This window comes from Amycolatopsis kentuckyensis, assembly GCF_041679295.1.
In the GTDB taxonomy this organism is placed as follows: domain Bacteria; phylum Actinomycetota; class Actinomycetes; order Mycobacteriales; family Pseudonocardiaceae; genus Amycolatopsis; species Amycolatopsis kentuckyensis_A.
Genome location: NZ_JBGDMD010000004.1, coordinates 765,464 through 790,465, shown reverse-complemented (window position 1 = coordinate 790,465; position 25,002 = coordinate 765,464). Strand labels below are relative to the sequence as shown.

Genomic DNA, 25,002 nt, shown 5'->3' with positions numbered 1-25,002 from the left:
CGACGTTAGGAGCGCGGTCAGCAGAGGTCAAAGACATGATAACTCTACTATCGATAGGATATAGCTATGCAGTTCCAGCAGCTCGCCTACTTCGTCGCCGTCGCCGAAGACCGCCACTTCACCCGCGCCGCCGAGCGGATGCGCGTAGCCCAGCCCTCGCTGTCGCAGCAGATCCGGGCGCTGGAGCACGACCTCGGCGCGCCGCTGTTCCACCGGATCCGCGGCAACGTCTCGCTCACCGAAGCGGGCGAAACCCTGCTGCCGATCGCGCGGCGGATCCTCGCCGAGACCGAGAGCGCGCGGCTCGCGATCCGGGAGCTGGACGAGCTCGACCGCGGCCGGGTGCGGCTGGGCGCGCCGCCCAGCCTGTGCACGGGCCTGCTGCCCGCGATGCTGTCGGCGTTCCGCCGCCGCTACCCGGGCATCCAGCTGGAATTGCAGGAAAGCGGCTCGCGCGACCTGCGCCAACGGCTGTCCGAAGGCGCGCTGGACCTGGCGCTGCTGGCCGGCGCACCGGCCGATCCACACCTGGCGGCGACGCCGTTGCTGCTGGAAGAGCTGGTCGTCATCTCCCCCGCCGACGCACCGGTGCGGAAGACCCGGCTCGACGTCCGTGAGCTGGCCGACGTCCCGCTGGTGATGTTCCGCCGCGGCTACGACGTCCGGGAAGCGACGGTCAACGCCTGCCGCGCGGCCGGGTTCGAGCCGTCGTTCGCCATCGAAGGCGGCGAGATGGACGCGGTGCTGGAGCTGGTGCGCGCCGGCGTCGGGTCCGCGGTGGTGCCCAGCACCGTGGCGGGCGACCGGTTCCGGATGACGCGGTTCTCCCCGGATGCGGGCATGACGCGAATCGTCCAATTGGCCCACCGCAAGGAAGTCGAGCCGACCCGGGCCGTCCGCGCGCTGCGCACGGCGCTCGTCGGGTTCGTGGCCGACCGGGCGAACCTCCCACCCGGCATCGAGTCCCTTGTGGACGGACGCGGCGCCCGACCATCGGCGGGTTGACCGGGGCGCCGTTCCGGAGTGGCATGGACGCCGTGAATCGTCTGCGCTCGGCCGCCGTGCTCGCCGCCCTCGCCGGTTCCCTCCTGGTCCCGGCTCCCGCCACCGCCGCGCCCGCGCTGGGGTTCGACCTCGACGCGGCCACCATCCCCGAACTCCAGCAGCGGATGGACCACGGCGGCCTCACCGCCGTGCGGCTGACCGCCGCCTACCTCCGCCGGATCGACACCCTCGACGGCAAGGTCCACTCGGTGGTCGCCGTCGACCCGGGCGCGCTCCGGGCGGCCGCCGCCAGCGACGCCCGCCGCCGCACCGGCCACACCCTCGGCCCGCTGGACGGGATTCCGGTGTTGCTCAAGGACAACATCGACACGCGCGCGCAGCCGGCGACCGCGGGGTCGCGGGCGTTGCCGCGCAGCCGGCCGGCCGGCGACGCGGCGCTGGTGGACCGGCTGCGGCGCGGCGGCGCCGTCATCCTCGGCAAGACGAACCTGTCCGAGTGGGCCAACTTCCGGTCGACGCATTCGACGTCGGGCTGGTCCGCGGTCGGCGGCCAGACGAACAACCCGTACGTTCTCGACCGCAACCCGTGCGGCTCGTCGTCGGGCTCCGGCGCCGCGGTCGCGGCGACGCTGGCGCAGGTCGCGATCGGCACCGAGACCGACGGCTCGATCGTCTGCCCGGCCGGCGCCAACGACGTCGTCGGCGAGAAGCCGACGCTCGGGCTGGTCAGCCGGACCGGCGTCGTGCCGATCTCCGCGGAACAGGACACCGCCGGGCCGATGGCGCGCCACGTCGTCGACGCGGCCGTCACGCTGTCGGTGCTGCAGGGCCGCGACCCGGCCGACCCCGCGACGGCGGCGATCCCCGCCGGCCAGCCTCGGGACTACGCGGCGCTCCTGCGTCCGGACGCCCTGCGCGGGGCGAGGATCGGCGTCTGGCGGCTGGCCGGGCTGGACGCCGACGTCGACCGGGTCGTCGGCGACGCCGTGCGGACGCTGACCGCGCGTGGCGCCACGGTCGTCGACGTCGAGCTGCCGTACCAGGACCAGATCGGGGCGGCGGAGACCCCGGCGCTGCTGACGGAGTTCAAGCGCGACCTGAACGCCTACCTGAAGCACCGGCCCGGGCACCCCGCGACGCTCGACGAGCTGATCGCCTTCAACCGGCGGGATCCGATCGAGCTGTCGAAGTTCGGGCAGGAGCTGTTCGAGCAGGCCGCGGCCGCGCCGGCACCGAGCGACCCGGCGTACCGGCAGCAGCGGGCGACAGCGACTTCGCTGGCGCAGCGGTCGATCGACGAAACGCTGTCGCGGCTGCACCTGGACGCGATCGTGGCGCCGACCAACAGCCCGGCGTGGAAGACCGACTACGCGGCGGGCGACGCGTACGTCCTCGGCTCGTCGACCCCGGCGGCCGTCGCGGGCTACCCGAACGTCTCGGTCCCGGCCGGCTTCGCGGGCCCGCTGCCGATCGGCGTCTCGTTCTTCGCCGGCCGCTGGGCCGACGCCCGCGTGCTCGCGTTCGCCGCCGCGTTCGAGCGTGCCGCCCCGGCGCGCCGGGCGCCCGCGTTCCTCCCCGGCTCTCGTTAAGGTGGGAGACCGACGGTGAGGAGGGCAGCCGATGGTCACCCGCGCGGAGCGGAACGCGACGGACCCCGATCTGGGTGTCCTTTCGGGACGGCTCCTGTTCGCGGTGCAGCGCGAGCTCTTCGCGACGTTGGCGGCGCAGGGGTTCGACGACCTGAAGCACCGCCACGGCGCGGTGCTCGCGTATCTGGATCCGGACGGCGTGCGGGCGACCGAGCTGTCCCGGCTTTCGGGGCAGTACAAGCAGATCATCGGCACGCTGATCGACGAGCTGGCCGCGCTGGGTTACGTCGAGCGGAGGCCGGACCCCAGTGACCGCCGGGCGAAGCTGATCTGCCCAACCGAGCGGGGCCTGGCGCAGATGCGCGCGGCGGACGCGATCATGACGGCGATCCAGCGCCGCCACGCGGACCGCTTGGGGCGCGAAGACTACGAGCGGTTCAAGCGTACGCTCGCCGACATCACGGAACACCAGCGCAAGCACGCGGGCGACGAGGACTGACCGGTTCCGCCGCGGCTGGTCGTGAGTGAGAAACGGTGTTCTAACCCTGTTTCCCACTCACGACTCGCGGGGCCAGCCACTCGACCACCTGCCGCCAGCTGTCGTGCGCCGGGTCCATCACCTGGAAGTGGTCCGCGCCCGGCACCTCCCGGTACTCCGCCTCCGCCACCCGCGAGGCGTACGTCCGGCTGAACGCCGCCGGGACCACGTCGTCGGCATCACCGTGCAGCGCCAGCACCGGCACTCCCGCCCCGGCCAGCTCGCTCGGCGACGTCGTCGCGTACCGGTCGGGCACGTCGGCGAGGTGCCCGCCCAGCAGCAGGTTCACCACGCCCTCCCCGACCCCCTCCGCGACCGACGGCCAGAACTCCGGGTACGCCGGTTCCGGCGCTCCGGCCGGCCGCGCCGCCTGCCCGTCGGCCAGCACCGTGCCGAACCCCGTCCGGTCGGCCTCCACCAGGTCCAGCACCCCGGCCAGCGAAACCACCGCCACCGGCACCACCTTCGGGTTCGCGCCCACCTCGCCCGCGGTCAATGCCGGCCGGTGCGCGGACCACGCCGCGAGGTGGCCGCCCGCCGAGTGGCCGATCACCGCCACCCGCGCGGGATCGAGGGCCGGATCCAGGTCCGCGATCAAGTCGATCGCCGTCGCGACGTCCTCGAACGTCGCCGGCCAGCCGCCGCCGTCGCCGAGGCGGCGGTACTCCGCGTTCCACACCGCGTAGCCGCGGGCGAGGAGGTCGTCGGCCAGCGGGGTCGCCGTGCGGCGGTCGAACATCGCCGTCCAGTACCCGCCGTGCAGCAGCACCACCACCGGGAACGGCCCGTCGCCCGCCGGCCGGTACAGCTCCCCCACCTGCGCCGGGTGCGGCCCGTAGGCCACGGTGCGCACCGGCCCCGGCGGATCGTCGTAGCGGGCACCGCGGCGCGAGCTCACCAGCGCGTCGATCGTGCCGAAGAACTCCGCGATGCGCGGGTCGTCACCGCCCTTGGCCTTCGACTCGTCCCACGCCGTGTCGTCGATCCACTCGACGACGTCCAGCCACGTCTCGGCGTCCAGCCGCACCAGCTTCGCCGAGACGAAGCCGCGCCGCCCCTCGCGAAAGGCGGCCAGCATCCCCGGCCGCGCCGCGAGCATCGCCGAGGTCCGCTCGGGCCGGACGGTGAACGTGGTCAGCTCGATGACGGCCATGCGCTCCCCTTCAGTTCGTCCATATTCATGACTATCATGATTCTGGACTACTTGTCACGCCAGGCCCGTGCTCACGACGAGCCCCGCCGACATCGCCGGGCGGCCGTCGATCCGGGCGGCGACCCACGGGGCGACGCCGGACGCGGCCATCATCAGCAGCGCCGCCGGCACCCTGCTCACCGCCCAGCTCCTGGCCGGGGCGAGCGCGGCGATGATCATGCCGGTCACCCTCGCCGTCATCACGTCGACGTTCCCGGACGCCGCTTCGTCTTCGTCGACGGCGGCTACCTCTCCGGCGACCGAAGCCATCACCGGCTCGCCGGCGCGCGACCGGCAGGGTGTGGCGTCCGCGCTCAACGACGTCACGAGGGAGCTGGGCACCGCCCTCGGCGTCGCGCTGTTGGGCACGATCCTGACCGCCGGCTACCGCGCGGCCGTGGACTCGCGGCCTGGGAGTCCTTTGTGGACGGATGGCGGCAGTCGATGTGGGCCGGCGCGGGCGTCCTGGTGCTCGTTCTCGTCCTCACCCTGGTGAAGAGCCCCTTATCGATTCAGAGATCCTCTGCTAGCCTGCGTCGCGGGACGGCTCCGGCCGGTGCCCTGGGGACCGACTCCGAGGAGATGGAATGACGGCAATCGCCCGTGTCCGTGGCCGTGAGGTGCTCGACAGCCGGGGCAACCCGACCGTCGAGGTCGACGTCGTGCTGGAGGACGGCTCGCTGGGCCGTGCCGCGGTTCCCTCGGGTGCCTCGACCGGTACGCGGGAGGCCGTCGAGCTCCGCGACGGTGACCAGGCGCGCTACCACGGCAAGGGCGTCCGCCAGGCCGTCACCGCGGTCAACACCGAGCTGGCCGAAGCGGTCGTCGGGCTGAACGCCGAAGCCCAGGCCGAGGTCGACGCCGCGCTGATCGCCGCGGACGGGACGCCGAACAAGGCCCGCGTCGGCGCGAACGCGACGCTCGGGATCTCCCTGGCCGTCGCGAAGGCCGCCGCGGCGGCGAACACGCTGCCGCTGTACCGGTACGTCGGCGGGGTCTTCGCCCACCAGCTGCCGATGCCGATGATGAACATCGTCAACGGCGGCGCGCACGCCGACAACCCGATCGACTTCCAGGAGTTCATGATCGGCCCGGTCGGCGCCGAAACCTTCGCCGAGGCCGTGCGGATGGGCTCGGAGGTCTTCCACACGCTGCGCGCGTCGCTGAAGAAGGCCGGGCACGGCACCAACGTCGGGGACGAAGGCGGCTTCGCGCCGAACCTCGCTTCGGCCGACGAGGCGCTCGAGTTCGTCGTCCGCGCGATCGAGGAGAGCGGCTACACCCCCGGCGAGGACATCGCGCTGCTGCTGGACCCGGCCGCGTCGGAGTTCTACGACAACGGCGTCTACGACTACCGCGGCGAAGGCATCAAGCGCAGCGTCGAGGAGCACGTCGCCTACCTCGACGAGCTGACCAGGCGGTTCCCGATCGTCTCGATCGAGGACGGCCTCGCCCAGGACGACTACGACGGCTGGAAGCAGCTCACCGACCGGATCGGCGACCGTGTGCAGCTCGTCGGCGACGACGTCTTCTGCACCAACGTCAAGCTGCTGCAGGACGGGATCGACCGCGGCATCGGCAACTCGATCCTGATCAAGGTCAACCAGATCGGCACGCTGACCGAAACGCTGCTCACCGTCGACACCGCGCACAAGGCCGGCTACTCCGCGGTGATGTCGCACCGCTCCGGCGAGACCGAGGACACCACGATCGCCGACCTCGCCGTCGCCACCGGCTGCGGCCAGATCAAGACGGGTTCGCTGTCGCGGTCCGACCGCACCGCCAAGTACAACCAGCTGATCCGCATCGAGGAGGAGCTGGGCGCCGAGGCGCGGTACGCCGGCCGGGCGACCCTGCGCGGCGCCCGCTGATCGGCGGACCGGGCCGATCTGTAGTGCCATAGGACGGGTGAGCTCTTTTCACTCTTTCGTGGACAAGGTGGACGAACGGCTCGGCGACGGGCTCGAGCACGTCCTGTGCGCCCACCACCGGCGGCGGCTGCGCGCGCTGGGGTGGGGTGACGTGCTCGAGCCGGGCGGCGCCGGGGACCGGCTCGGCGGGCGGGCGGCGGTGCGCGAGGGCAACCGCGTCGAGGTGCTGATCGACGGCGAGGAGACGCTGCCGGCGATCGAGGCCGCGATCCGGGGCGCGAAGTCCCACGTGCACATCGCGAACTGGCACGCGAGCGCGGACTTCCGGCTGACGCGGGAGCCCGGCGCCCTCACCCTGCGGGAGCTGCTCGCCGAGACCGCCGACCGCGGGGTCGAGGTGCGGGTGCTGCTGTGGGCCGGGCCGCCGTTCCCCGCGTTCCAGCCGTCGCGGAAGCTCGCCCGGAGCGAGCGGCGCAAGTTCACCGACGGCTCGGCCGTGCGGTGCGTGCTGGACGCCCGTGAGCGGACCATGCACTGCCACCACGAGAAGCTCGTGGTGGTCGACGACGAGGTCGCGTTCGTCGGCGGCGTCGACTTCACGGCGCTCGAAGGCGACCGCCACGACAGCCCGGACCACCCGCCGCGGCCGATCGGCTGGCACGACCTCGCGTCCCGGCTCGAGGGGCCGGTCGTCGCCGACGTCGCGGACCACTTCCGGCGGCGCTGGACGGAGGTCGCCGACGAGGACCTGCCGGCCCCGCGCGTGCCGGGACCGGCGGGCGGCAGCCGCGTCCAGCTGCTGCGCACGATCCCGAACTCGACGTACGACTTCGCGCCGAAGGGCGAGTTCACGATCCTCGACGGCTACCTGCGCGCCCTGCGGTCCGCGCGGCGGCTGGTCTACCTGGAGAACCAGTTCCTGTGGTCGCCGGAGATCGCCGAGGTGCTGCTCGACAAGCTGCGCACCCCGCCCGACGACCGCTTCCGCGTGGTCCTGCTGCTGCCGCGCAAGCCGAGCAACGGCTCCGACACGACCCGCGGCCAGCTGGGCCGGCTGCTCGACGCCGACGACGGCAACGGCCGCCTGCTCGCGACGACGATCAGCGCGCACGACGGGGAGTCCGCCGCGCCGGTCTACGTACACGCCAAGCTGGGCATCGTCGACGACGAGTGGCTGACCGTCGGGTCCGCGAACCTCAACGAGCACTCGCTGTTCAACGACACCGAGGTCAACATCGCGACCGACGACCGCGAGCTGGTGCGCTCGACGAGACTGCGCCTGTGGGCCGAGCACCTCGGCCGGGACGTGGCGGAGGTCGACGGCGACCCGGCGGACGTCGTCGACCACCTCTGGCGGCCGCTGGCCGAGGAGCAGGCGGAACGGGAACGGCGGGGCGAGCACCGCACGCACCGGCTCGTGCTGCTCCCCGGCGTCTCGCGACGGGCGGGCCGGCTGCAGGGCCCACTGCGTGGACTCCTCGTCGACGGCTGAAGCGAAGATCGCCCGCCCGCTCTAGATTGGGCGGCATGACTTCCACCGCCGAGAAGGCCACCCGGCTGCAGGAGCTGCACGCCGCGCCCGAGCTGCTGCTCGTCGTCAACGTCTGGGACGCCATCACCGCCAAGGTCGTCGCCGAGACGCCCGGGACGCAGGCGCTCGCGACCCCCAGCCACGGCATCGCCGCCTCGCGCGGCTACCCGGACGGCGAGAAGATCCCGCGCGACGAGATGATCGCCGAGGTCGCGCTGATCGTGCGGACGGCGGGCGACCTGCCGGTCACCGCCGACCTCGAGGCCGGCTACGGCGACCCCGGCGGCACCATCGCCCGGGCGATCGACGTCGGCGCGGTCGGCGCCAACCTCGAAGACCAGATGAAGCCGCTGGGCGACGCCGTGAAGGCGGTAGAAGCCGCCGTCGCGGCCGCGCAGAAGGCGGGCGTCGACTTCGTGCTCAACGCCCGCACCGACGCCTTCCTCAAGACCGACCCGGAAACCGCGCTGGAAGAGGCGATCACCCGCGGCCGCGCGTACCTCGACGCCGGTGCGTCCAACTTCTTCGTGCCCGGCAAGCTCGACGAGGCCCAGGTCTCGCGGCTCGTCGAAGAACTGGGCGAGCGCAAGGTCAACCTCATCGGCATCCCCGGCTCGATCCCGCTCAAGCGGGCGCAGGAACTCGGCGTCTCGCGGGTGTCGTACGGGCCGTGGAGCCAGAACGTCGCCCTGACCGCGCTGGCCAAGCTCGCCGAAGACGTCTACGCCGGCGGCGGCCTGCCCGCCGACACCCGCAAGCTCAACTGAGCTACCGGATCCGCAGCTTCCGCATGAGCTTGAGCCCGGACAGCATGCTTTCGACGTACCTGTCGTAGCCCTGTCCGGGCCGCGGGCCCATGACCTGCTTCTTCAGCACGGCCAGGTTCTGCCCGTCGGTGTACTTGAGCAGCCCCTGGTCGCCGTGGCGGGCGCCGACCCCGGAGCTCTTCACCCCGCCCGACGGTGTCCCCTTGGCGGCGAACGCCGTCGCGAGGATGTCGTTGATGTTGACGTTGCCCGATTCCAGGCGGGCGGCCACGGCCCGCGCGGCGCCGACGTCACGGCTCCAGACCGAGGCGTTGAGGCCGTAGTCGGTGTCGTTGGCCAGCTCGACGGCTTCGTCGACCGTGCGGTACCGGTGCAGCGCGATCACGGGACCGAACGTTTCCGTGACGCCGCAGAGCATGTCCTTGGTGACGCCTTCGAGGATCGTCGGCTCGAAGAACGCCGGGCCGAGGTCGGGGCGCGGCTTGCCGCCGCACAGCACGGTCGCGCCCTTCGCGACGGCGTCGTCGACGTGCTCCTTGACCCGGCGCAGGTGGTCGGGCGAGACGAGCGAGCCCATGTCGGGCCCGAAGTCGTAGGCCGCACGGACGTCCAGCGCGGTCGTGGCCGCCACGAACGCGTCCTTGAACTCGTCGTAACGGGACTCCGGCAGGTAGATCCGCTCGATGTGCATGCAGATCTGGCCGGTGTTGCCGAACGCGCCGAAGATCGCGCCCCGCACGGCTTCGGCGATGTCGGCGTCGTCGAGGACGATCATCGGGTTCTTGCCGCCCAGTTCCAGGCAGCAGCCGATGAGGTTGCGGCCGGCCCGTTCGCCGATCACCCGGCCGGTGGCCGTCGAGCCGGTGAACATCACGTAGTCGGCCTGGTCGATGAGCGTCGGGCCGACGTCCGGGCCTTCGCCGCAGACGACCTGGAACAACCCTTCGGGCAGGCCGGCTTCTTCGAGCATCCGGATGCCGTACAGCGGCGAGAGCGCGGTCTTGTTGTCCGGCTTGAGGACCACCGCGTTGCCGGCCATCAGCGCCGGGATCGCGTCGGAAATGCCGGTGGCGAACGGGAAGTTCCACGGCGCGATGATCCCGACGACTCCCTTGGGCTGCCGGACCTCGGTCGACGTCGTCAGCAGCGGCACCGGGCCGCCGCGCTTCACCGGCGCCAGCAGCTTGGCCGCCCGCCGCAGGTAGTGGCTCATCACCATGGCGGGGTCGCAGGTCTCTTCGATCGCCATCCGCCGGTTCTTGCCGCTCTCGACCTGGATGAGGTCGGCGACGGCCCGCGCGCGGTCGACGAACAGCGCGTGCGCCCGCTTGAACACGGCCAGCCGCTGCTTGAGCGGCGTGGCGGCCCACTTCCGTTGCGCCGCCCGGGCCGTGGCGAACGCCTGCTCGATGTCAGCCGGCGTCGACTGCGGCAGGTCGACGAGCGCCTCGCCGGTGTAGACCTCGGTCAGGTTCCAGGTCTCGCCGGCCGAACCCGGGACCCGGGCGACCAGCTGCCGCAGGAACTCGTCGGTGACCGACGCCGGGCGGGTGAGCTGCAGCGGGGTCACCGTCACGATCCGCTCCCGAGAACGAGTTGCGCGCCCATCTCACCGATCATGATGGCGGGCGCGTTGGTGTTGCCGCCGGTGATGGACGGCATGATGGAGGCGTCGCAGACCCGCAGGCCCTCGACCCCGCGCACTTTGAGGTCGGGGCCGACGACGGCGAGCTCGTCGACGCCCATCCGGCAGGTGCCGACGCCGTGGTAGACCGACGTCGCGCGGTTGAGGATCGCGTCGCGCAGCTCCTGGCCGCGCAGGTCCTTGCCCGGGTGGATCTCTTCCTTCACCGCGCCCTTGAACGCCTTCGACGCGAAGATCTCGCGGACCATCTCCGAGCCTTCGGCCAGCACTTCGAGGTCGGCGGGGTCGGAGAGGTACTGGAAGTCGATCAGCGGCGCGGCCGTGGGATCGGCCGAGGCGAGCCGCAGCGTGCCGCGGCTCTTCGGGTAGATGAGCGTCGACAGGACCGTGAGCGCCGGGCGCTTGTCGACGTCGTGGCGGATCGGCGCGTCCTGGTTGGGCGAGACGTACGCCCAGGGCAGGAGGTGCAGCTGGAGGTCCGGGACCGCGCCGGCCTGGGAGGTCCGGAGGAACGCGACCGCCTCGAAGACCGAGTTGGCCAGGAACGTGCTGCCGGGCTTCAGCAGCTCGCGGGCCAGGCCGCGGGCGAAGTACGGCGCGGACCCCTTGTTCTTGCTGGAGGACACGTGGAACGTCAGCGCGTGGAACATGTGGTCGTGCATGTTGTCCCCGACCGGCAGGTCGGCGAGCACGTCGATGCCGTGCTCCTTGAGGTGCTCGGCGTGGCCGATCCCGGACAGCATGAGCAGCTGCGCGGAGCCGGCGAACCCGGCCGAGAGGATGACCTCCTTGCCGGCGCGAACCGTTCGTCGCCGGCCGCGGTCGACGACCTCGACGCCGACCGCGCGGCCGTTGTCGAAGAGGATCTTCTTGACGAGCACCCCGGACTGGAGCTGCAGCGACGGCGGGGCGAGGTGGTGGAGGTAGCCGCGGGAGGCGCTGTAGCGGAGGCCGTCGGCAGCGTTCTGCTGCATCCGGCTGACGCCCTCCTGGGATTCGGCGTTGTAGTCGTCGAGGATCTTGCAGCCGAGCGCGTCGGCGGTGGCGTCGACGAACTGCAGCGAGCCCTCTTGCGGGTTCTTGGCGCGGGTGACCCGGATCGGCCCGCCCGCGCCGCGGAACGCGTTCTCGCCGTCTTCGAAGTCCTCCATGCGCTTGTAGGCGGCGTTGACGCTGTCGGCGTCCCAGCCGGGGTTGCCCTCGGCGGCCCAGGAGTCGAAGTTGGCGCGGTTGCCGCGGACGTAGACCATGCCGTTGATGGAGCTGGAGCCGCCGACGACCTTGCCGCGCGGCACCGGCATCCGGCGATCGAGAACGTGTTTCTGCGGGATGCCGTAGAAGCCCCAGTCGAAGGGCTTCTTGAGCTGCGGCACGGCGTGCATCGGGCCGACCAGGCCCGGCTTCTTGATCAGCAGCCGCTCGTCGCTCTTGCCGGCTTCGAGGACGATCACGCTGGCCCCGGCCTGCGCCAGCCGCCCCGCGATCGCCGCCCCCGAGCTCCCCGACCCGACGACGACGTAGTCGGCTTCGTCGCCGCGCGGCGCCCTGTTCGCCATGTCCGCTCCTCGGTCCGGCCCGCCACAAACTATAACCTGTTCTAGTTTGCTCACGGTATAGCGTCGCCGCCTCGGAGCGCAACGGGTACTACCGGCTCCCGCCCATGGCCTTCTTGATCTCCGCGACCAGCTTCCGCACCTGACCGGTGTCCCAGCTGTTGTAACAGAACGTGTTCATGTCCACCTGGTCGCCGCCGCTGGCGGGGTTCTTCACGACCTCGGTGGAGGCACCCTCGACGGAGAACGTCAGCCGGCCGGGGTTCGAGAAGCCGGGCTCGGCGTTGCTGATGCTCTTGATCTTGGTGATGCTGAAGGTGTGCTTGCGGTCGTTGCCGAAGAAGCCGTCCTTGACCGCCGCGCTGATCGTGACTTCCGTGCCGCTGAACCGGATGGACCGCCGTCTGGCGCGCATGCCGCCTCCCAGCGGAAAACTGTAAGCAGTCACCCCATCGAGCGACAAGCGGCCAAGTGTGACACCGGGTCACGATCCGCCACTACGCTCAGTCCGGGCGCCCATCCGGCGGCGTCCGGACGAGGGGGGCCGATGTCCGAGCAGCACCCGCTGAACCCACCGCAGTGGATGCTCGTCGCCCCGGGGCCGCCCAAGCCGCAGGGGCGCAACACGTTCGCGGTCGTGTCGCTGATCATGGGAATTCTGGGCATCTGCGGGTTTTCCCTGGTGCTGGGGTTGATCTTCGGCATCGTGGCGCTGGTCCAGATCGGCCGCACCGACCAGCGCGGCCGCGGGATGGCGATCGCCGGGATCGTGCTCAGCCTGCTGTGGGTCGGCGGGCTGACGATCGGGGTGATCGCGGTGGTCAAGCGAGCGGAACTGCTGGGTTCGACACCGACGATCGTGGCGCTGAAGCCGGGCGAGTGTTATACGACCCCGCCGGCGTACAGCTTGGACGCGACGAAGGTGCCGTGTACGGCCGCGCATGACGGGGAGGCTTTCGCGACGGTGCCGTTGAAGGGGTACCTCGAGGGCGAGTACCCGGGCGAGGACACGGTGGAGACGCAGGCGAAGGCGGGGTGCGAAGCCAAGCGGGCGGAGGTGTTCGGGCCGGGGTACGCGCCACCGGTGGCGGCATCGGTGGGGGTGTTCTACCCGGACAGCAAGGCCTGGGCGGCGGGGAAGAAGGCCGCGGTGTGCACTTGGCAGGCGACTTCGGAGCAGCAGTTCACGGCGCCGCTTCCCCACTGAGCACGAGCGACGGGGCGGTGCGGGAAGTGCCGGCGTGGATCCAGCAGCCGCGGTCAGCCATTGCTTGCTGCTGCCGTGGGTGATCGCAGCCGACCCGCGACCTGATCCACCTCCGCCGAAGCCGGTCACAGCCCCCGGCGGAGCGCGTCGGCCACCCGTGCCAAGTCGGCGCGGACCTCGCGCGCCGCCTGCTCCACCGCCGCGTGCCTCGCGGGGGTGCGCCGCCAACGCCGGCGTCATCCGGACCAGCTCGCCGAAGCGGCGGACCTCTTCCCAGCCGTGACGGATGCCGAGCTGCACCGACTACACCGGATCCGGCTCCACCCCCAGCACGTCGTCGGCCAATCCCGCCGCCAACGCGCGCAACGCCGCGTCCAGGTACACCGTCAAGTCCGCGTCCGCGCGGGCCGACCAGCGGTCGTACGCCGCCCGGCAGGCTGCCAGCACCGCTCGGCCCACCACCAGCGGGTACAGCGATTCCTCCGGCTGGCCCGAACGGCGGGCGACGAACGCGCTGACCGCCCGCTCCCATGCGTCGTAGTGGACCGCCGCGCTCGCGGCCAGGTCCGGGACCGTGCTCAGCAGTGTCATCCGCCGGCGCAGCTCCGGCACGTCCGCCGCGCTGTAGTGGTTGGCCGCGAGGACCGCCCGGCGCACCGCTTCCAGCACCGGCAGGTCCGCCGGCATTTCGGCGAGCAGCGACCGGATCGTCGCGACCTCGGTGTCGAACTCGTTCCAAAGGACGTCGGCCTTCGCGTCGTAGTAGCGGAAGAACGTGCGCCTGCTGACGCCGGCCGCCGCGGCGATCTGGTCGACCGTCGTCTCGTGGAAGCCCTGTTCGCCGAACAGCCGCAGCGCCGCGACCTCGAGTTCGCGGGCGCTCGTACCCGGCGGACGGCCCCGGCGGGTTGCGGGGCGAGCGAGCACGTCATCGGTCATCCGGGTGCCGTTCCGTCGTGAGGCTTGATTATCGACACGCGGTGACATTACTCTCCCCCTATTCGTCACCGCGTGCCGAAAATCATCACTGCCGAAGGAGCCAGGATGAGCGAGAACCAGACCACGCCCGAGACCGACGAGCCCGTCACCGAGGAACTGCTGGTCGAAGAGGTCTCCATCGACGGCATGTGCGGTGTCTACTGAGGCCTCGCCGACGGGTTTCGACCTCGACGCCGCGTGGCGCCTGGACGACCGCGTGGCGATCCGGCCCGAGCGGTTCGGCGCCCTGCTGTACCACTTCGGCACCCGCCGGCTTTCCTTCCTGAAGAGCCCGACGCTGCTGGCCGTCGTCCGCGGCCTCGCCACGCACCCGGACGCCCGCGCCGCGTGCGCCGATGCCGGCGTCGGACCCGGCGAGCTGCCGCGGTACCGCGCGGCTCTGGCCGCCCTCGCCGACTCCCGCATGATCCAGCCGAGGAGCCTCTGATGTCCCTTGTGGACGAATTCCAGTACGGGCTCGACGCCCCGATCTGCCTCACCTGGGAACTCACCTACGCCTGCAACTTGTCCTGCGTGCACTGCCTTTCCTCCTCCGGACGGCGGGACCCGCGCGAACTGTCCACAGCGGAGTGCAAGGCGTTGATCGACGAGTTCGAACGCATGCAGGTCTTCTACGTCAACATCGGCGGCGGCGAACCGACCGTCCGCCCGGACTTCTGGGAACTCGTCGGCTACGCCACCGAACACCACGTCGGCGTCAAGTTCTCCACCAACGGCGTCAAGATCACTCCGGCCGTCGCGAAGAAGCTCGCCGCCGGCGACTACGTCGACGTCCAGATCTCCCTCGACGGCGCCACCGCCGAAGTCAACGACCACGTCCGCGGCCCCGGCTCGTACGCCACCGCGATCCGCGCCATGGAACACCTTTCCGACGCGGGCTTCGAGAACTTCAAGATCTCGGTCGTGCTGACCCGCCACAACGTCGGCCAGCTCGACGCGTTCAAGGCGATCGCCGACCGCTACCGCGCCCAGCTGCGGATCACCCGGCTGCGGCCGTCCGGCCGTGGCGCCGACACCTGGGACGAGCTGCACCCGACTGCCGCGCAACAACGAGAGCTCTACGACTGGCTGGTGGCCCACGGCGAGAACGTCCTCACCGGTGACTCGTTCTTCCACCTGGCCGGCTACGGCGACGGCGGCCTGCCCGGGCTGAACCTCTGCGGCGCCGGGCGGGTCGTGTGCCTGGTCGACCCCGTCGGCGACGTTTACGCGTGCCCGTTCGCCATCCACGACACGTTCCTGGCGGGCAACGTCCGCGGCGACGGCGGGTTCACGTCGGTTTGGCGCGAATCGGAGCTGTTCACGTCGCTGCGTTCGCCGCAGAGCGGGGGCGCCTGCGAGTCGTGTTCGGCGTTCGACGCCTGCCGCGGCGGGTGCATGGCCGCGAAGTTCTTCACCGGCCTGCCGCTGGACGGCCCGGACCCGGAGTGCGTGCGCGGCCACGGCGAGCTGGCCCTCGCGGGTGTCACGAGCGTGCCGAAGCCGTCGCTGGACCATTCGCACCGGCGGCGCCCTGTCCCGGTCACCATCGGGATGCGCCGCCCGCCGGAACGCGCGTGCGACGAGAACCCGCTCGCCGGGTTCAGGCGCTGACCGTGCGGCTCGCGGACCTGCCCTGGCCGGACGTCGCCGCACGCGCGGCGGCGGGCGCGATCCTGGCCGTGCCGATCGGGGCGACCGAGCAGCACGGCCCGCACCTGCCGCTCTCGACCGACACGGACATCGCGCTCGCGCTGAGCGACCGGCTGTCGGAGAAGCGACCGGACGTCCTGGTGGCGCCCGCCGTGGCCGTCGGGTCCAGCGGCGAGCACGCCGGGTTCGCCGGGACGCTCTCCATCGGTCAGGAAGCCACCGAGCTGGTCTTGCTGGAACTGGGCCGGTCGGCGTCGGAGACGTTCTCGCGGCTGTTGTTCGTCTCCGCGCACGGTGGCAACGCGGCGCCGGTCGCCCGAGCCGTCGCGCGCCTGCGGGCGGAGTCGCGTGACGTCGAGGTTTTCACGCCGCGTTGGGACGGCGACCCGCACGCCGGGCGCCCGGAAACCGCGCTGCAGCTGGCTTTGCGGCCTGGTGCGGTCCGGATGGACCTGGCGGTGGCGGGCGATCGGCGTCCCCTCGGCGAGGTCCTGCCGCTGTTGCGCGAAGGCGGGGTGCGCGCGGTGAGCCCGACCGGGGTACTCGGCGATCCGACCACCGCGACGGCGGCCTACGGCCGGACGTTGCTGGACGAGCTGACCGGGCAACTGGTGTCCGCTGTGGACGGTTGGACATGAGGACCGCGCTCGTCACCGGCGCGGCCCGCGGGATCGGGGCCGCGACCGTGCTGCGGCTGGCGGAGCAGGGTTACGCCGTGCTCGCGGTCGACGTGGCCGCTGATGATCCGGCGTTGCCGTACGCACTGGGGAGCAAGGCGGAGCTGGCGGCCGTCGCTGCGAAGGCAGGCGCCGAGGTGTTCGTGGCCGACGTCCGGGACCCCGCGGCCCTGGCTGCGGCGGTGGCGGCCGTCGAGCGGCGGTGGGGCGGCCTCGACGTGGCGATCGCGGCCGCCGGGGTGATCGCCGGGGGCGTGCCGCAGTGGGAGGTGCCGCCGGAGCAGGAGGAAGCGGTGCTCGACGTGGACCTGCGCGGGGTGTTCAACCTGGCGCGGGCGGCGATCCCGGCGCTGTTGCGGCGTCTGGAGCCGAGGTCGGGCCGGTTCCTCGCGGTCGCCTCCGCCGCCGGGACGCGGGGGTTGCCGATGCTCGCGGCCTACTGCGCGGCGAAGGCGGGCGTGGCCGGGTTGGTGCGCGCGCTGGGTGCCGAGCTGGGCGGGACGGGGGTGACGGCCAACGCGGTCAGCCCGGGTTCGACCGACACGCCGATCCTCGCCGAGAGCGCCCGGCTGTACGGGTTGTCCGGAGCGGGGGATTTCGCCGCGCAGCAGCCGGTCGCGAGGTTGCTGGAGCCGGCGGAGATCGCGCGGGTGCTGGTGTTCTTGGCAGACCCGGACAGCGGCGCGACGACCGGTGCGGTGGTGCCGGTGGACGGAGGGCTGGCGTTATGACTTCGCTTACGACCACGGCTGTCGCTTTCCTGAACCGAGGGCCGGCCCGATGACCACTCCCCTCCCCACCGGCTTCCGCGTCGTCCCCGACCCGGACACCGAACAGCTCCGCGAAGACCTCTGGTTCGGCGGCTCGCCAGCCCGCGTCCTCCGCCTGACCGCCGCCGGGCGCAGGGCGTGGCAAGAACTCGCCGAAGGTCCCGTCACGTCCCCCGCCGGAGGCGCCCTCGCGCGGCGGCTGACCGACGCCGGCTTCGCCCACCCCGTCCCGCCCGCCCCCTCTCAACCCCCCGACCTCACCTTCGTCGTCCCGGTTCTCGATCGGCCCGGCCCGCTCGCTCGCTGCCTGGCGTCGCTGGACCACAGCCACCCCACCCTCGTCGTCGACGACGGCTCCGAAGACCCCCAAGCAATCGCCAAGGTAGCCGCCGCGCACGGAGCCAAACTCCTCCGCCGTGACGAAAACGGCGGTCCAGGAGCCGCCCGAAACACCGCCCTGCACCACATCGACACCGAACTGGTGGCCTTTGTGGACAGTGACTGCACCGCCCCCGGCGACTGGGCGACCCATCTCGCCGCCCACTTCGCCGACCCCCTCCTCGCCGCGATCGCACCCCGCGTCACCGCACGAGCGAAGGACACCACCGCCGGCCGGTACACGAAAGCCGCCGGGAGTCTCGACCTCGGTGATCGGCCCGCGCGCGTTGCTCCCCGGTCACGAACCTCCTACGTCCCCACCGCCGCGCTGGTGGCCCGGACGGCCGCTCTCCACGAGATCGGCGGCTTCGATCCCGGACTCCGCGTCGGCGAGGACGTCGACCTCGTCTGGCGGCTCCACGCCGCCGGCCACCGGATCCGGTACGCCCCGGACGTCCACATCGGACACCACGAACCCGAGACCTGGCGCGAACTCCTCGGCCGACGCGCGCGGTACGGCACGTCCGCCGCTCCGCTCGCCCGGCGCCACCCCGGGTACCTCGCGCCGCTCGTGCTGCACCCGTGGCCGGCCTTGACCGTCGGCGCGCTGCTCGCCCGGCGGCCGCTGCTCGCCGCCGGCGGCTTCGGCGGCGCCGTCCTGAGCATGCTCAAAACGCTCCGGGACAACGACATTCCGACCGAAGGCGTGGTCCGCGCGATGGGGACCGCCGTCCACCAGACCTGGCTCGGCGCCGGCCGCTACGGGACGCAGTTCGCCGCGCCCGTCCTCGCCGCGCTGCTGGTCCCCCGCGGGTGGGGACGACGCGCCGCCGTGGCGTCGCTGCTGCTCGGTCCGCCGCTGACCGCGTGGGCGAAGCGCCGGCCCGACCTGGACCCCGTCCGCTACACCGCGGGCGCCCTCGCCGACGACATCGCCTACGGCGCCGGCGTCTGGGCCGGCTGCCTGCTCCACCGGACCGCCGCGCCGGTGCTGCCCGAGATCGCCTGGCGCCCGTTGCGCGTCGACAGCAAGGAAAAGCGAGGCCCCGCATGAGCAACGCCTGGTTCGAATCGATCGCCGAAGCCCAGCGGCGCGCGAAGAAGCGCCTGCCGCCGTCCGTCTACTCGGCACTGATCGCCGGTTCCGAGAAAGGGCTTACGCTCAAGGACAACCTCGACGCCTTCGACGAGCTGACCTTCGCACCGCGCACCGCCGGGCAGTCCGGCGAACGCGCGCTCGCCACCACCGTCCTCGGCCGTGAGATCGCACTGCCGGTCGTCATCTCCCCCACCGGCGTGCAGGCGGTGCACCCCGACGGCGAGGTCGCCGTCGCCCGCGCGGCGGCCGCCCGCGGCACCGCGATGGGCCTCAGTTCCTTTGCCGGCAAGCCGATCGAGGACGTCGTCGCCGCCAACCCGAACACGTTCTTCCAGGTCTACTGGACCGGCAGCCGCGACGCCATCCTGGGCCGGCTCGACCGCGCCCGCCGCGCCGGCGCCGCCGGGCTCATCCTCACGCTCGACTGGTCCTTCTCCCACAGCCGCGACTGGGGCAGCCCGCACATCCCCGAAAAGCTCACCTTCCGCGAGCTGCTGCGGTTCGCGCCCGAAGGCCTGACCCGCCCGCGGTGGCTGCTCGACTACGCGAAAACCCGCCGGCTGCCCGACCTCAGCGTCCCGAACATGGCCGAACCCGGCACGCCGGTCCCCACGTTCTTCGGCGCGTACGGCCAGTGGATGCAGACACCCCCGCCGTCGTGGGACGACGTGGCCTGGCTGCGGTCGCAGTGGGACGGGCCGTTCCTGCTCAAGGGCGTCATCCGCGTCGACGAGGCCCGGCGCGCGGTCGACGCCGGCGTCAGCGCGATCTCCGTGTCCAACCACGGCGGCAACAACCTCGACGGCACCCCCGCGACGATCCGGGCGCTCCAGGCGATCGCCGACGCCGTCGGCGACCAGGTGGAAGTCCTGCTGGACGGCGGCATCCGGCGCGGCAGCGACGTCGTGAAAGCGCTCGCCCTCGGCGCCACGGCGGTCCTCATCGGCCGCGCGTACCTGTGGGGCCTGGCGGCGAACGGCCAAGCCGGCGTGGAAAACGTCCTCGACGTACTGCGGGGCGGCATCGACTCGACGCTGCTGGCCCTCGGTCATCGCAGCGTCCACGACCTGACCCGCGACGACGTCCGGATCCCGGAGACGTTCCCCCGCGCTCTGGGCGCCGGGACCACGAGCTCAGTGTGAGTGGGCTTCTTCCAGCGTCGCCCCGGCCAGGCGGGCGGCGACGCCGCGGCGGAAGTTCGGGCAGTCGTGGACGTCCTCGTGCGGGCAGTCCAGGCCGTGCGCGATCGCCGTGCGGGCGGCCTGGGCGCGGGCGATCCGGGCGTCCAGCTCGGCGAGCTTGCGCTGCTGCAGTTCGCGCCAGGCCGGTGCGGCCGACGTGCGCAGGGCGATCAGCGTCTTGAGTTCGCGGACGGTGAACCCGACGTCGCGCAGGATCAGGATTTCTCCCACCTGCGCGACGGCCGACAGCGGATAGCGCCGCCGGCCGGCGACTCGCTCGGGCGCGGTGAGCACGCCCTGGTCCTCCCAGTAGCGCAGCGCCGAAGTGGCCACGCCGGTGCGGCGGGCCAGCTCGCCGATCGTCAGCTGCTCCTCGGGCATTTGACTTCGAGCGTACTTGAAGCCGTTGACTCGCGGCATGGCCAAGGCAACTCTCAAGCAGCGGATGATCGGGCAGTTCCACCACCCGCGCGGGCTCGGCGGGCGGGTGGCCGGGTGGGTGATGGCCCACCGCGGCTCCAATCGGCGGCGCAACGTCTGGGTGGTCTCCCTCCTGGACGTCCAGCCGGACGAGCGCGTGCTCGAAGTCGGCTTCGGCCCCGGGATCGCGCTCGGCGAGCTGGCCGCCCGCGCGACCCGGGGCCGCGTCTACGGCGTCGACCACTCCGCGGTCATGGTGGAACGGGCGGGCCGGCGCAACCGGGCCGTGGCCGACCGGATCGAGCTGGTGCACGCCTCGGTGGACCGGCTGCCGGCGTTCGGCGAACCGCTCGACGCCGTCCTCGCCGTCAACAACGCGGGCTTCTGGCCCGATCCACCGGAACGGCTTCGCGAGCTGCGCGGCCGGTTGCGGCCGGGCGGGCGCATCGCGCTCGCGTCCCAGCCCCGGTGTCCCGGCGCCGACCGGGGCACCACGGCCCGGGCCGCCCGCGAGCTGCAGGACCTGCTCACCGAGGCGGGGTTCGTCGAACTGCGGGTCGAGACGCTCGACCTCGACCCGCCGGTCGCGTGCGTCCTCGGCGTCAACCCGCACTGACCAGGCGCCGGGCGCGGTCGAGACGGCGCCGATCACCGAAACGGTGAAGCGCGCGGGACTGGCGGTCACCCCACGGTGAAGCTCGCCGTGAGCGTCGCCGCCGAGCTGGTGCCGACGTAGACCTCGATCTTGCCCGGCTCGACCCGGAACTTCGCGGCGTTGTCGTAGAAGCCGACGTCGTCCGGGGTGAGCGTGAACGAGACCGTCCGCGACGCGCCCGCGGCCAGGGTCACCCGCTCGAAGCCACGCAGCCGCCGGACCGGCTGCACGATGCTCGCGACCGGGTCGCGCAGGTAGAGCTGGACGACCTCGTCGCCCGCGCGGGACCCGGTGTTGGTGACGGTCGCGGTCACCTGGACGCGGCCACCGCGAAGGGACATCCGGGTGCTCGACAGGCGCAGGCCGTCGACCCGGAACGTCGTGTACGACAGGCCGAAGCCGAACTCGTAGAGCGGACCGGTCTCCAGGTCGAGGTACTTCGACGTGTACTTGTTGTCCGGATCGGCCGGGCGGCCGGTGTTCTCGTGGTTGTAGTAGATCGGGATCTGCCCGACCGCGCGCGGGAAGCTGACCGGCAGCTTGCCGCCCGGGTTGACCGTGCCGAACAGGACGTCCGCGACCGCGTGGCCGCCCTGGACACCCGGCGCCCACGCCTCGAGGATCGCCGGCGCGTTGTCGTGCAGGTACGGGATCGTCAACGGCCGGCCGTTGACCAGCACCACGACGAACGGCTTGCCGGTCTCCTTGATCGCGGCGACGAGCTGCTGCTGCACGCCGGGCAGGTCGATGGTGCTGCGCGCCGCCGCTTCACCGCTCATCGCGGCGGTTTCGCCGACCACGACGACGGTGACGGCCGCGGCCCGGGCGGCCTGCTGCGCGGCGGCGAATCCGCTGGTGTCGGTCCCGTCGACCGGGCAGCCGGCGGTGTAGGTGACGGTCGCGCCCGGCGCCGCGGCCTTGATCCCGTCCACCACGGTCACCGGCGGGGTCGTGCCCGCGCCGGTCCCCAGGCCGGCCCAGGTGCCGTTGAGGTCGTAGGTCGCCGCGCCGAGCGGGCCGACGACGGCCACCGACCCCACGGACTTCGCCAGCGGCAGCACCGGCCCGTCGTTCTTGAGCAGCACCATGCAGCGTCCGGCGGCCTGCCGCGACGCGGCCAGCCCGGCCGGCGAAGGCGCTTTCACCTCGCCGGCTTCGTCGGCGTACGGCCGTTCGAACAGCCCCAGCTTGACCTTGACCAGCAGGATCCGGCGGACGGCGTCGTCGAGCTGGTCGCGGGTGATCCGGCGCTGGGCCAGCAGCTGCTGGCCGTGGGTGACGTAGTTGGTGCTGACCATTTCCATGTCGACGCCGGCCGGCAGCGCGGCCGCCGCGGCGTCCGCGCCGTCGCCCGCGAGGCCGTGGTTGATCAGCTCTTCGATGCCGGTGTAGTCGCTGACGACGAAGCCGCGGAACCCGTAGGCGCCCTTGAGGACGTCGTGCAGGACGTAGCCGTTGCCGTGCGCGGGAACCCCGCTGATGGTGTTGAAGCTGGCCATCACGGTCGCCACACCGGCCTCGACGCTCGCCTTGAACGGCGGCAGGTAGAGGTTGTGCAGCCGCTGGAGCGAGACGTCGACGGTGTTGTAGTCGCGGCCGCCTTCCGCGCCGCCGTAGGCGACGAAGTGCTTGGCGCACGCGGCAAGGCGGTCGGGCGAGGAGTAGTCGTCACCCTGGTAGCCGCGGACCTTCGCCACGGCCATCCGGGAAGCCAGGTAGGGGTCTTCGCCGGACCCTTCGGCGATGCGCCCCCAGCGCGGCTCGTGGGTGACGTCCATCATCGGCGCGTACGTCCAGTGGATGCCGCTGCGCCGGGCCTCCTTCGCCGACACCGTCGCGTCGGCGGCCGGCACGCCGGGGTCGAAGCTCGCGCCCTGGGCCAGCGGAATCGGGAAGTTCGTGGTGTAGCCGTGGATCACGTCCAGGCCGAAGATGAGCGGGATCCGCAGCCGGGTCCGTTCGACGGCGATCTTCTGCAGCGCGTTGAGCTTCGCGGCGCCCACGACGGAGAACACCCCGCCGAGCTGCCCGGTGGCGAGCGCGGCCCGCGCGAGGTCTTCGGTGCCGACCAGCTGCAGCTGCCCGAGCTTCTCGGCGAGGGTCATCCTCCCGAGCAGGTCCTCGACCCGCGGGTTCCGTTCGGGCCGGGCGGCGGGGTCCGCGGCGGCGGGCGGGGCGAGCGCCGACGCGACTCCCCCGGCGGCGAGCAGACCGCCGACGCCGGCGAGCAGGCTGCGCCGGTTGACGCCGTCGGCGGTCGCGGTGGCTGCGTGGCTCTCGGGTTGTTCCATGGCGGGGACCCTTTCGCGAGAGGACGAAGGCCGCCAGCATAAGCACGATCGACGCCGCCGACCGGTTGGTTTTCGCTCGGGGTCCGCCGTCGCAAGCGCTTTCTCGCCGACCCGCGATGACTCGGCAGGGGGCCGGGCGGCGGTGGACGGCCGAGCCACCACCGCCCGGTCCGGCTCAGCCCAGGTGCGAGCTGATCACCGGGTAGTCGTTGCCGACGTTGGTGTACACACCCGGGAAGTCCTTGCGGGCACAGCCTTCGCCCCACGAGACGATCCCGGCGAGCTTGCCGTCGACGTAGGCCGGGCCGCCCGAGTCGCCCTGGCAGGAGTCCTTGCCGCCTTCGGGCACGCCCGCGCAGAACATCGAGGCCTTGTCGTACTTCGCCCCGCCGGTGCTGTACTTCTCGGCGCAGGTGTCGTTGTCCACCACCGGCACCGACACCTTGAGCAGCGTGTCGGAGACGGCGCCGCCCTCGGACGTCGTGCCCCAGCCGACCACCGTGACGTCCTTGCCGGCCTGGTAGGCCGCGTCGTCGGCCGACTGCACCAGCGTCGCCGGCTCGTACGGCAGGTCCTTGTCGAGCGTCAGCACGGCGTTGTCGTGCTGCATCCCGCTCATGTCGAAGTCCGGGTTCTGCCAGACGTCGCTCACGCCCGCCTTCGTGCCTGAAGTGTCGCTGAACTTCGTCTGGCCGCCGATGATCTCCATCTGCGCCGCTTCGACGCCGTCGGTGCAGTGCGCGGCGGTCAGCACCTTGTTCTTCGCGACCAGGGTGCCGGCGCAGTGCTGCGCGCCGTTGACGTTGAAGATCACGGTGGCCGGGAACTCCTCGATCGTGGTCGGCGTACCGCCCACGATCCGCGGGTCACCGGCCGACGCACCGGGGGCGGCGACCACGACGACAGCGGCGGCCACGGCGAGGGCCGTCGCGGCCCGCCGGACCACGGAACGTCCGTCTACCTGCATGAACATCTCCCTTCGGGGACCTGAGTGGTACCCGGGAGCAGACCAGACGGGCCGCGGCCGAGGTTAGCTACGAAAGTCGCTTCCTGACGCATTGACGACGATGGTTGGTTTTTGTCCGACTTGAGTGGCGGAGAATCACGGGGCGCGGTAGCCCACGGGTCAATCCTTGACATGACGCCAACACGGCCTTACCGTTTTCCCACGCCGCCGGGTTGTCCAGACCATTTACATCGTGAAGGGACACCTCGATGCGCTTGCGTTCCCTGCTCGTCCTGCTGGCGGTGCCGGCCCTGGTCGCCACCGCGTCGCCCGCGCGAGCGGCCGACCCGACCGTGGCCCCGGGCGGCAACTTCGACCTGGGGATCTGGCAGCTGCAGGAGCCGGTCGGCTCCCCCGGCTCGCCGACCACCATCTCCTCGTCCCGGCTGAAGGGCCCGAACGGCTTCCAGGACAGCTACTTCTACACCGACACCCGCGACGGCGCGATGACGTTCTGGGCGCCGGAAAAGGGCGTCACCACGCCGAACTCGAACTACGCGCGGTCCGAGCTGCGCGAGATGAACCGCGACGGGTCGGCGGCGAACTGGTCGCTGAGCGGGTCGCACAAGCTGAGCGCGACCCTGCGCGTGGTGTCGGTGACGTCGAACGTCTGCGTGGGCCAGGTCCACCTCGGCACGGGCGGCTCGTCGACGAAACCGTTGCTGGAGCTGTACTACCGTGCCAGCGGCGACATCGTCCTCGGCACCGAGAACTCCCCCGACGGCGGCCAGACGCCGCACACGGTGGGGCATGTGTCGATCGGCAAGACCTGGACCTACACGATCGGCATCTCCGGCGGGAACACCATCGACCTGACGGTCAACGGCAGCACGACGCACTACTCGATCCCGTCGTCGTTCAAGGCGTACAAGCAGTACTTCAAGGCGGGTTCGTACAACCAGTCCTCTTCGGACAGCACGACCAAGGGCGCGCGGGTCGCGTTCTACGGCCTGACCGTCTCGCACGGCTGACGCGGTCCGGCCCGGTGGCCGCCAC

General features: G+C 71.9%; 25 protein-coding genes. 17 read left to right on the top strand and 8 right to left on the bottom strand.

Annotated features, from left to right (window positions below; all coding sequences use genetic code 11):
- Positions 1 to 66 precede the first annotated feature (66 nt).
- Genes ACERZO_RS20185 through ACERZO_RS20175 form a run of 3 tightly spaced genes read left to right on the top strand, consistent with a single transcriptional unit; the run spans position 67 to position 3,093 of the window.
- The gene (locus ACERZO_RS20185; RefSeq protein ID WP_372666248.1) at positions 67 to 1,005 is read left to right on the top strand and encodes a LysR family transcriptional regulator; all 939 of its coding nucleotides are present in this window, start codon (positions 67 to 69) and stop codon (positions 1,003 to 1,005) included.
- Between the two features lie 23 nt (positions 1,006 to 1,028).
- Positions 1,029 to 2,594: an amidase gene (locus ACERZO_RS20180; protein ID WP_372666247.1), complete on the top strand. Its 1,566-nt coding sequence runs from the start codon at positions 1,029 to 1,031 to the stop codon at positions 2,592 to 2,594.
- A gap of 31 nt (positions 2,595 to 2,625) precedes the next feature.
- Positions 2,626 to 3,093, top strand: a complete 468-nt coding sequence (locus ACERZO_RS20175) for a MarR family winged helix-turn-helix transcriptional regulator (protein ID WP_372666246.1) — start codon at positions 2,626 to 2,628, stop codon at positions 3,091 to 3,093.
- Between the two features lie 40 nt (positions 3,094 to 3,133).
- Here ACERZO_RS20175 and ACERZO_RS20170 read toward each other — a convergent pair whose 3' ends face one another.
- The gene (locus tag ACERZO_RS20170; RefSeq protein ID WP_372666245.1) at positions 3,134 to 4,285 is read right to left on the bottom strand and encodes an alpha/beta hydrolase family protein; all 1,152 of its coding nucleotides are present in this window, start codon (positions 4,283 to 4,285) and stop codon (positions 3,134 to 3,136) included.
- Positions 4,286 to 4,352: 67 nt separating this feature from the next.
- On the opposite strand from ACERZO_RS20170, the gene ACERZO_RS20165 reads away from it, so the two are divergent.
- The 4 genes from ACERZO_RS20165 (at position 4,353) to ACERZO_RS20150 (ending at position 8,493) form a co-directional block, all read left to right on the top strand.
- Positions 4,353 to 4,820 (top strand): hypothetical protein, encoded by a 468-nt coding sequence (locus tag ACERZO_RS20165; RefSeq protein ID WP_372666244.1) that lies wholly within the window; start codon positions 4,353 to 4,355, stop codon positions 4,818 to 4,820.
- Positions 4,821 to 4,911: 91 nt separating this feature from the next.
- A complete protein-coding gene (gene eno / locus ACERZO_RS20160) occupies positions 4,912 to 6,195 on the top strand; it encodes a phosphopyruvate hydratase (protein ID WP_372666243.1) in 1,284 nt (427 codons plus the stop codon).
- Between the two features lie 37 nt (positions 6,196 to 6,232).
- A complete protein-coding gene (locus tag ACERZO_RS20155; RefSeq protein ID WP_372666242.1) occupies positions 6,233 to 7,687 on the top strand; it encodes a phospholipase D-like domain-containing protein in 1,455 nt (484 codons plus the stop codon).
- A gap of 35 nt (positions 7,688 to 7,722) precedes the next feature.
- Positions 7,723 to 8,493, top strand: a complete 771-nt coding sequence (locus ACERZO_RS20150) for an isocitrate lyase/PEP mutase family protein (RefSeq protein ID WP_372666241.1) — start codon at positions 7,723 to 7,725, stop codon at positions 8,491 to 8,493.
- 1 nt (position 8,494) lies between these two features.
- Here ACERZO_RS20150 and ACERZO_RS20145 read toward each other — a convergent pair whose 3' ends face one another.
- The 3 genes from ACERZO_RS20145 to ACERZO_RS20135 all read right to left on the bottom strand — a co-directional run bounded on the left by ACERZO_RS20145 (position 8,495) and on the right by ACERZO_RS20135 (position 12,106).
- A complete protein-coding gene (locus tag ACERZO_RS20145; RefSeq protein ID WP_372666240.1) occupies positions 8,495 to 10,069 on the bottom strand; it encodes a succinic semialdehyde dehydrogenase in 1,575 nt (524 codons plus the stop codon).
- Entirely contained in the window at positions 10,066 to 11,694 is a 1,629-nt protein-coding gene (locus tag ACERZO_RS20140) for a GMC family oxidoreductase (protein WP_372666239.1), read from the bottom strand. Before ACERZO_RS20140 ends, ACERZO_RS20145 begins: the two co-directional genes overlap by 4 nt.
- A gap of 88 nt (positions 11,695 to 11,782) precedes the next feature.
- Positions 11,783 to 12,106, bottom strand: coding sequence for a hypothetical protein (locus tag ACERZO_RS20135; protein WP_372666237.1), 324 nt, complete (start codon positions 12,104 to 12,106; stop codon positions 11,783 to 11,785).
- Positions 12,107 to 12,238: 132 nt separating this feature from the next.
- Here ACERZO_RS20135 and ACERZO_RS20130 point away from each other — a divergent pair, with 132 nt between their 5' ends.
- Positions 12,239 to 12,898, top strand: coding sequence for a DUF4190 domain-containing protein (locus ACERZO_RS20130; RefSeq protein ID WP_372666236.1), 660 nt, complete (start codon positions 12,239 to 12,241; stop codon positions 12,896 to 12,898).
- 303 nt (positions 12,899 to 13,201) lie between these two features.
- Here ACERZO_RS20130 and mftR read toward each other — a convergent pair whose 3' ends face one another.
- Positions 13,202 to 13,837 (bottom strand): mycofactocin system transcriptional regulator, encoded by a 636-nt coding sequence (gene mftR, locus ACERZO_RS20125; protein WP_372666235.1) that lies wholly within the window; start codon positions 13,835 to 13,837, stop codon positions 13,202 to 13,204.
- A gap of 105 nt (positions 13,838 to 13,942) precedes the next feature.
- Between mftR and mftA the strand changes: the two genes are divergently transcribed.
- From mftA to mftD, 7 genes are read left to right on the top strand one after another with little or no spacing between them, the layout of a single operon-like run.
- Complete coding sequence (gene mftA / locus ACERZO_RS20120) at positions 13,943 to 14,041, top strand: mycofactocin precursor MftA (protein WP_086681996.1); 99 nt, start codon at positions 13,943 to 13,945, stop codon at positions 14,039 to 14,041.
- Positions 14,031 to 14,324 (top strand): mycofactocin biosynthesis chaperone MftB, encoded by a 294-nt coding sequence (mftB, locus tag ACERZO_RS20115; protein ID WP_372666234.1) that lies wholly within the window; start codon positions 14,031 to 14,033, stop codon positions 14,322 to 14,324. Before mftA ends, mftB begins: the two co-directional genes overlap by 11 nt.
- Positions 14,324 to 15,490 carry a mycofactocin radical SAM maturase gene (mftC, locus tag ACERZO_RS20110; protein ID WP_372666232.1) on the top strand — a complete coding sequence of 389 codons (1,167 nt, stop codon included), beginning with the start codon at positions 14,324 to 14,326 and terminating at the stop codon, positions 15,488 to 15,490. The genes mftB and mftC overlap by 1 nt, the downstream gene beginning before the upstream one ends.
- The gene (gene mftE / locus ACERZO_RS20105) at positions 15,454 to 16,167 is read left to right on the top strand and encodes a mycofactocin biosynthesis peptidyl-dipeptidase MftE (RefSeq protein ID WP_372666231.1); all 714 of its coding nucleotides are present in this window, start codon (positions 15,454 to 15,456) and stop codon (positions 16,165 to 16,167) included. The genes mftC and mftE overlap by 37 nt, the downstream gene beginning before the upstream one ends.
- Positions 16,164 to 16,937, top strand: a complete 774-nt coding sequence (locus ACERZO_RS20100) for a mycofactocin-coupled SDR family oxidoreductase (protein WP_372666230.1) — start codon at positions 16,164 to 16,166, stop codon at positions 16,935 to 16,937. The genes mftE and ACERZO_RS20100 overlap by 4 nt, the downstream gene beginning before the upstream one ends.
- Positions 16,938 to 16,986: 49 nt before the next feature.
- Positions 16,987 to 18,408: a mycofactocin biosynthesis glycosyltransferase MftF gene (gene mftF / locus ACERZO_RS20095; protein WP_372666229.1), complete on the top strand. Its 1,422-nt coding sequence runs from the start codon at positions 16,987 to 16,989 to the stop codon at positions 18,406 to 18,408.
- Entirely contained in the window at positions 18,405 to 19,595 is a 1,191-nt protein-coding gene (gene mftD / locus ACERZO_RS20090; RefSeq protein ID WP_372666228.1) for a pre-mycofactocin synthase MftD, read from the top strand. Before mftF ends, mftD begins: the two co-directional genes overlap by 4 nt.
- Here mftD and ACERZO_RS20085 read toward each other — a convergent pair.
- Positions 19,587 to 20,015, bottom strand: coding sequence for a MerR family transcriptional regulator (locus ACERZO_RS20085; RefSeq protein ID WP_372666227.1), 429 nt, complete (start codon positions 20,013 to 20,015; stop codon positions 19,587 to 19,589). The two genes, mftD and ACERZO_RS20085, sit on opposite strands and share 9 nt — an antisense overlap.
- Before the next feature lie 37 nt (positions 20,016 to 20,052).
- On the opposite strand from ACERZO_RS20085, the gene ACERZO_RS20080 reads away from it, so the two are divergent.
- A complete protein-coding gene (locus ACERZO_RS20080) occupies positions 20,053 to 20,670 on the top strand; it encodes a class I SAM-dependent methyltransferase (RefSeq protein ID WP_372666226.1) in 618 nt (205 codons plus the stop codon).
- Between the two features lie 65 nt (positions 20,671 to 20,735).
- On the opposite strand, the gene bglX is transcribed toward ACERZO_RS20080, so the two are convergent.
- A complete protein-coding gene (gene bglX / locus ACERZO_RS20075) occupies positions 20,736 to 23,000 on the bottom strand; it encodes a beta-glucosidase BglX (RefSeq protein ID WP_372666225.1) in 2,265 nt (754 codons plus the stop codon).
- Between the two features lie 175 nt (positions 23,001 to 23,175).
- Positions 23,176 to 23,967 carry a S1 family peptidase gene (locus ACERZO_RS20070; RefSeq protein WP_372666224.1) on the bottom strand — a complete coding sequence of 264 codons (792 nt, stop codon included), beginning with the start codon at positions 23,965 to 23,967 and terminating at the stop codon, positions 23,176 to 23,178.
- 248 nt (positions 23,968 to 24,215) lie between these two features.
- Between ACERZO_RS20070 and ACERZO_RS20065 the strand changes: the two genes are divergently transcribed.
- Complete coding sequence (locus ACERZO_RS20065) at positions 24,216 to 24,977, top strand: polysaccharide lyase family 7 protein (protein ID WP_372666223.1); 762 nt, start codon at positions 24,216 to 24,218, stop codon at positions 24,975 to 24,977.
- Positions 24,978 to 25,002 lie beyond the last annotated feature (25 nt).

Bases quoted from the DNA above. Each gene is read 5' to 3' on its own strand.
- ACERZO_RS20185 (WP_372666248.1), top strand. From the start codon at position 67: ATGCAGTTCCAGCAGCTCGCCTACTTCGTCGCCGTCGCCGAAGACCGC.
- ACERZO_RS20180 (WP_372666247.1), top strand. From the start codon at position 1,029: ATGGACGCCGTGAATCGTCTGCGCTCGGCCGCCGTGCTCGCCGCCCTC.
- ACERZO_RS20175 (WP_372666246.1), top strand. From the start codon at position 2,626: ATGGTCACCCGCGCGGAGCGGAACGCGACGGACCCCGATCTGGGTGTC.
- ACERZO_RS20170 (WP_372666245.1), bottom strand. From the start codon at position 4,285: ATGGCCGTCATCGAGCTGACCACGTTCACCGTCCGGCCCGAGCGGACC.
- eno (WP_372666243.1), top strand. From the start codon at position 4,912: ATGACGGCAATCGCCCGTGTCCGTGGCCGTGAGGTGCTCGACAGCCGG.
- ACERZO_RS20150 (WP_372666241.1), top strand. From the start codon at position 7,723: ATGACTTCCACCGCCGAGAAGGCCACCCGGCTGCAGGAGCTGCACGCC.
- ACERZO_RS20140 (WP_372666239.1), bottom strand. From the start codon at position 11,694: ATGGCGAACAGGGCGCCGCGCGGCGACGAAGCCGACTACGTCGTCGTC.
- ACERZO_RS20135 (WP_372666237.1), bottom strand. From the start codon at position 12,106: ATGCGCGCCAGACGGCGGTCCATCCGGTTCAGCGGCACGGAAGTCACG.
- ACERZO_RS20130 (WP_372666236.1), top strand. From the start codon at position 12,239: ATGTCCGAGCAGCACCCGCTGAACCCACCGCAGTGGATGCTCGTCGCC.
- mftR (WP_372666235.1), bottom strand. From the start codon at position 13,837: ATGACCGATGACGTGCTCGCTCGCCCCGCAACCCGCCGGGGCCGTCCG.
- mftA (WP_086681996.1), top strand. From the start codon at position 13,943: ATGAGCGAGAACCAGACCACGCCCGAGACCGACGAGCCCGTCACCGAG.
- mftC (WP_372666232.1), top strand. From the start codon at position 14,324: ATGTCCCTTGTGGACGAATTCCAGTACGGGCTCGACGCCCCGATCTGC.
- ACERZO_RS20100 (WP_372666230.1), top strand. From the start codon at position 16,164: ATGAGGACCGCGCTCGTCACCGGCGCGGCCCGCGGGATCGGGGCCGCG.
- mftF (WP_372666229.1), top strand. From the start codon at position 16,987: ATGACCACTCCCCTCCCCACCGGCTTCCGCGTCGTCCCCGACCCGGAC.
- mftD (WP_372666228.1), top strand. From the start codon at position 18,405: ATGAGCAACGCCTGGTTCGAATCGATCGCCGAAGCCCAGCGGCGCGCG.
- ACERZO_RS20085 (WP_372666227.1), bottom strand. From the start codon at position 20,015: ATGCCCGAGGAGCAGCTGACGATCGGCGAGCTGGCCCGCCGCACCGGC.
- ACERZO_RS20080 (WP_372666226.1), top strand. From the start codon at position 20,053: ATGGCCAAGGCAACTCTCAAGCAGCGGATGATCGGGCAGTTCCACCAC.
- bglX (WP_372666225.1), bottom strand. From the start codon at position 23,000: ATGGAACAACCCGAGAGCCACGCAGCCACCGCGACCGCCGACGGCGTC.
- ACERZO_RS20070 (WP_372666224.1), bottom strand. From the start codon at position 23,967: ATGCAGGTAGACGGACGTTCCGTGGTCCGGCGGGCCGCGACGGCCCTC.
- ACERZO_RS20065 (WP_372666223.1), top strand. From the start codon at position 24,216: ATGCGCTTGCGTTCCCTGCTCGTCCTGCTGGCGGTGCCGGCCCTGGTC.